The sequence below is a fragment of the Streptomyces sp. IBSBF 2435 genome, assembly GCF_036815005.1.
GTDB lineage: Bacteria > Actinomycetota > Actinomycetes > Streptomycetales > Streptomycetaceae > Actinacidiphila.
On sequence record NZ_JAJSYW010000350.1, the window covers coordinates 1 to 4,491 of the forward strand.

The 4,491-nt window shown below is 74.1% G+C and carries 4 protein-coding genes and 1 pseudogene; 2 read left to right on the forward strand and 3 right to left on the reverse strand.

From position 1 onward, the window contains the following. Window positions 1–260: pseudogene (locus tag V7E46_RS33245) on the reverse strand (hypothetical protein); the annotation flags it as partial. A gap of 151 nt (window positions 261–411) precedes the next feature. Between V7E46_RS33245 and V7E46_RS33250 the strand changes: the two are divergent. After that, window positions 412–1,215, forward strand: a complete 804-nt coding sequence (locus V7E46_RS33250) for a polysaccharide deacetylase family protein (protein WP_333771883.1) — start codon at window positions 412–414, stop codon at window positions 1,213–1,215. Further along, on the forward strand, window positions 1,215–2,441 hold the full coding sequence (locus V7E46_RS33255) for a YVTN family beta-propeller repeat protein (RefSeq protein ID WP_333771884.1): 1,227 nt from the start codon (window positions 1,215–1,217) through the stop codon (window positions 2,439–2,441). Before V7E46_RS33250 ends, V7E46_RS33255 begins: the two co-directional genes overlap by 1 nt. A gap of 267 nt (window positions 2,442–2,708) precedes the next feature. Here V7E46_RS33255 and V7E46_RS33260 read toward each other — a convergent pair whose 3' ends face one another. Beyond that, window positions 2,709–3,803 (reverse strand): glycosyltransferase family 2 protein, encoded by a 1,095-nt coding sequence (locus V7E46_RS33260; RefSeq protein WP_333771885.1) that lies wholly within the window; start codon window positions 3,801–3,803, stop codon window positions 2,709–2,711. 251 nt (window positions 3,804–4,054) lie between these two features. Beyond that, window positions 4,055–4,491, reverse strand: a 437-nt coding sequence (locus V7E46_RS33265; protein ID WP_333771886.1) for a serine hydrolase, incomplete at its 5' end; no start/stop codon positions are given.

Here is a 4,491-nt window from a genome sequence, read left to right on the forward strand (position 1 = left end):
GCGCCGGCCCCGGTGCCGGACTGGCTGCCGGGGCCGGCGGGGTTGGTCTCCGTGCCGGACCCGGTGCCGGTGCCGGGCGGGGCAGCCTGCGTGCCGGCGCCGGGCAGGCCCTCGGGACCCGCCGGGGCGACCGGCTGCCGCGGTAGGACCGCGCGGCCCTCCGGAGCCCGCGCCTCGGGGGCGCCCGGCCCGGGCGGCGCCGGGTCCAGGGGCGCGGAGGGCGCCGGGAGTGGCGCCGGGTCGGGTGGTGTCGGTGTCACGTAGCCCCCCACGTGGTGGCCGCCGGGTGAAGGGCGGCAGGACGCGAAGGTCCATGATGACAGGGGCACCGCCCCTGCCGATGCGGCATCCGTGGGACGCGCGGCCCCACCGGTAGGATAAATGAGACATTACGCCTTAATGTGGGCGCCGATGTCGATCTCTCGCCGCAATCTCCTCCAGGTGACCGCCTCCGAGGCGCTGCTGTCCGGCTGCACGGGCGGCAAGGCCGCGGACGCGGGGCACGACCCTGCGATGCCGCCCACGGCCGCGGCGCCGTCCGCCGTGCACGGCGGAGCGCCCACCACCGCCGCCGCCGGCACCGCCGTGGCACCGCTGCCGCCGCTGCCGCCCGGGCTGCCCGACCAGATCGAGCACGGCCCGCGCACCCGCCCGCAGCTGGCCCTCACCTTCCACGGCCAGGGCGACCCCGGCCAGGCCGAGGCGCTGCTGACCGCCGCGGAACGCCTCGGCGCCCGCGTCACCGTACTGGCCGTCGGCGACTGGCTCGACGCGTACCCGCGGCTGGCCGCCCGGGTGCTGGCCGGCGGCCACGAACTGGGCAACCACACCCAGACGCACGGCGACATCGGCGCCATGGACGCCGCCGCGGCCGGCGCCGAGATCGAGCGCTGCGCCAGCCGGCTGCGGGAGCTGACCGGCACACCGGGCCGCTGGTTCCGGCCCTCCCAGGCCCGGCTGACCACCCCGCTGGTGGTCTCGCTCGCCCGGAAGGCCGGCTACCCGCACCTGCTGTCGTACGACGTGGACCCGCTGGACTACACCGACCCCGGCGCGGAGGCGGTCCGCTCCGCCGTGGCCGCCAAGGCCGGACCCGGCTCGGTGGTCTCGCTGCACTTCGGGCACAGCGGCACCGTCACCGCGCTGCCCGGGATCCTCGACGACCTGCACCGCCGCGGCCTGCGCGCGGTCACGACCTCGGAGCTGCTGACCTGATGCGCCGTCACCTGAGTCCCCTCCGCCGCGCGGCCGCCGGCGCCGCGGTCGCCGCCCTCGCCGTGCTGGCCGCCGGGTGCGGCGACACCGGCACCCGGTCGCTGGCGCCCTCCCCCGCCCAGGCCGCGGTGGCCGCGCAGGCCGCCGCCGCGGCGGCCGCGGCCAAGGCGCAGCGGCTCGCCGCCGCCGCGCACCCGGGGCTGGCCGGGATGCCGCCGCTGATCGACCCGCGGGACGTCTACGCCGCCGACCGCCCGGACGCGCTGTCCCCCGTGGTCCGCGGCTTCCCCTCGCTGGTCTATGTGCCGAACACCGGGTCCGACACCGTCTCCGTCATCGACCCGAAGACGTACAAGGTGATCAGGACCATCCCGGTGGGCCGGCAGCCGCAGCACGTCGTGCCGTCCTGGGACCTGAAGACGCTGTGGGTCAACAACGACCTCGGCAACAGCCTCACGCCGATCGACCCCGCCACCGGGAAGGTCGGTGAGCCGGTCGACGTCCACGACCCGTACAACCTGTACTTCACGCCGGACGGCAAGTACGCGATCGTGATGGCCTCGCTCGACCGCCAGCTGGTCTTCCGCGACGCGCACTCCATGGCGGTCAGGAAGGTCGTCCCGGTGAGCTGCTACGGCGTCAACCACGCCGACTTCTCGCCGGACGGGCGCTACTTCATCGTCTCCTGCGAATTCTCCGGCGAGCTGCTGAAGGTGGACACCGCCGCGATGAAGGTGGTCGCCCAGCAGCGGCTGCCGATGGCCGGCGCGATGCCGCAGGACGTCAAGATCTCACCGGACGGCAGCACCTGGTACATCGCCGACATGGCCGCCGCCGGCGTCTGGACGATGAACGGCGACACCTTCTCCAAGCCGGTGCTGCTGCCCACCGGCAAGGGCGCGCACGGCCTGTACGTCTCGCGCGACTCGAAGTACCTCTACATCACCAACCGCGGCGAGGGCTCGGTGTCGCTGCTGGACTTCGCCACCGGCAGACTCACCGCGAAGTGGCACATCGACGGCGGCGGCAGTCCCGACATGGGCGGCGTCTCGGCGGACGGCAAGGTCCTCTGGCTCACCGGCCGTTACGACGCCGAGGTCTACGCCCTCGACACCGCCACCGGCCGCACCCTGGCCAAAATCCCCGTCGGCCTCGGCCCCCACGGCCTGGCTGTCTACCCCCAGCCAGGCCGCTACTCCCTGGGCCACACGGGCATCTTCCGCTGACCGCCGGCGGCAGATTGCGGACGTGGTGAATCGTCCGGTGGTCCTGCTGGAACGCAAGCGCGGTGACGTGCAGTCGCCGCTGCGGTAGCACGTCCACACTCCGGAGACAGCAGCCACGGTCCGTGGGCGCGGGGGGGGGGGGGGGGGGGGGGGGGGGGGGGGGGGGGGGGGGGGGGGGGNCCCCCCCCCCCCCCCCCCCCCCCCCCCCCCCCCCCCCCCCCCCCCCCCCCCCCCCCCCCCCCCCCCCCCCCCCCCCCCCCCAGGACGCTAGGCCTGGATGCGGCGTTGGATGGCGCGGGTCAGGCGGCGGGCGCCGGCGCGGCTGAGCCAGGGGGGCGGGGGCTGCTTCGCCTTTGCCTTCGGCTTCGGCTGCTGCTTGGGGACCAGTGCAGCTAACGCCGCCAGCTCCTCGGTCTGCTCGGTCCTGAGCAGCTGGCAGCGCAGCCGGTCCAGGGGCGGCAGCGGCCCGGTCACCTCGTCCGGGACGAAGTCGCGGAGCAGGGCGCCGGCCTGGGCGACGAAGCGCTGCTGGCGCTCGGCGGGCATCGCGGGGAAGCCGCCCTTGAAGTAGCGCAGGATCTCCTGGGTGACCCAGCGCTTGAGCAGGTCGTTGCGCTTGCCGCCGGGCTCGGTGTGCTTGACCACGATGTCGAGCACGTCGCGCACATTGCGGTAGAAGGGTTCGGGCTCGGGGGTCTGCTGCGTCAGGTGGGGGAAGTCGTCGCGGCGGACGAGGTAGTAGCAGTCGTAGTCGGCGACCACGCTGATCGAGGCGGCCAGGAAGTAGGCGGGGACGATGAAGACCTGCTCCTCGGCCAGCCGCAGGCCCTCGGCGAAGCGCAGCCGGTGCTTTTCCACCAGGGCGCGGCGGAAGAGCTTGTGGGCGGTCAGCGCCCATACGCCCTTCGTGGTCCAGATGTCGCCGGCTTCGACGTTGTGGGCGAAGGGGGCGACCGCGGCGGTGCGGCCGACGCCCTTGGTCCGGCCCAGGACGACATCGCTGCTGTCGCGGTCCGCCGCCGCGGTGAGCCGTTCGAGGGCCTCGGCGCCCAGGTAGTCGTCCGGGTCGGCGAAGAACAGGAACTCGCCGGCGGCCAGGTCGATGCCGCGGTTGCGCGGGCCGCCGGGGGCACCGGAGTTGGGCTGGTGGACGACGGTGATGTTCCGGTGCGCGTCGGCCCACCGGTCCAGCGCCTCCGCGCTGCCGTCGGTGGAGCCGTCATCGATCGCGATGACTTCCATGCGGTCGAAGCCGAGGGTCTGGTCGACCAGGGACTGGACGCACTCATCGAGGTGTTCGACCGCGTTGTACACCGGGATGATCACCGAAACCCGTGGGGTCTGCGGTGCTGGAGTGCTCATGGTTCTTCCTTAGCGATCACGGTGAGATACCGGGGTCCGGCGAATCGATCCGAGGGATCGACCTGTCAGAGGGATAGTGGTGCCTCCGGGTTGCAGCCGGTGTGCATTTTGTAATCAATCCGATTGCCGAACGAGCCGTTCCGGTACCGCCGCGGACGGGCGGCCCGGGACTCTCCCCTGGTGGGTGGCGCGCACGGCTCCGCCGCGCGCACGGCAGGCGGCGGGAAAACTTTGCCCGAAAGGGCAGCAGCTCAGCCGCCGGTACGACGGGTGCCGCGGGCCAGCCGGGTGGCCGCGGTCGCACGCGGGACGCTGCCCTGGCGGTGGCGCACGGGGTGCACGGCGTTGGCCAGCACGATCAGATACGAGCGGGTCGTCGGGTCGATGACCAGGCTCGTACCGGTGAAGCCGGTGTGGCCGAAGGCGCCGCGGCCGGCGAGTTCGCCCATGAACCAGGCCTGGTCGGTCTCGAAGCCGAGGCCGGGGCGCAGCGGCAGGTCGCCGTCGAGCAGGGCGCGGGCGAAGAGCGCCAGGTCCCACGCGGTGGAGAAGAGGCCGGCGTGGCCGGCGACGCCGCCCATGGCGTAGGCGTTCTCGTCGTGGACGGTGCCGCGCACCATGCCGCGGTCGAGTTTGGCCCAGGGGCGGCGCTGGTCCTCGGTGGCGGCGGTGCGGGGCAGCCAGGAGG

Excerpts from the sequence above, each read along its gene's own strand:
- V7E46_RS33260 (WP_333771885.1), bottom strand. The coding sequence starts at position 3,803 with ATGAGCACTCCAGCACCGCAGACCCCACGGGTTTCGGTGATCATCCCG.
- V7E46_RS33255 (WP_333771884.1), top strand. The coding sequence starts at position 1,215 with ATGCGCCGTCACCTGAGTCCCCTCCGCCGCGCGGCCGCCGGCGCCGCG.
- V7E46_RS33250 (WP_333771883.1), top strand. The coding sequence starts at position 412 with ATGTCGATCTCTCGCCGCAATCTCCTCCAGGTGACCGCCTCCGAGGCG.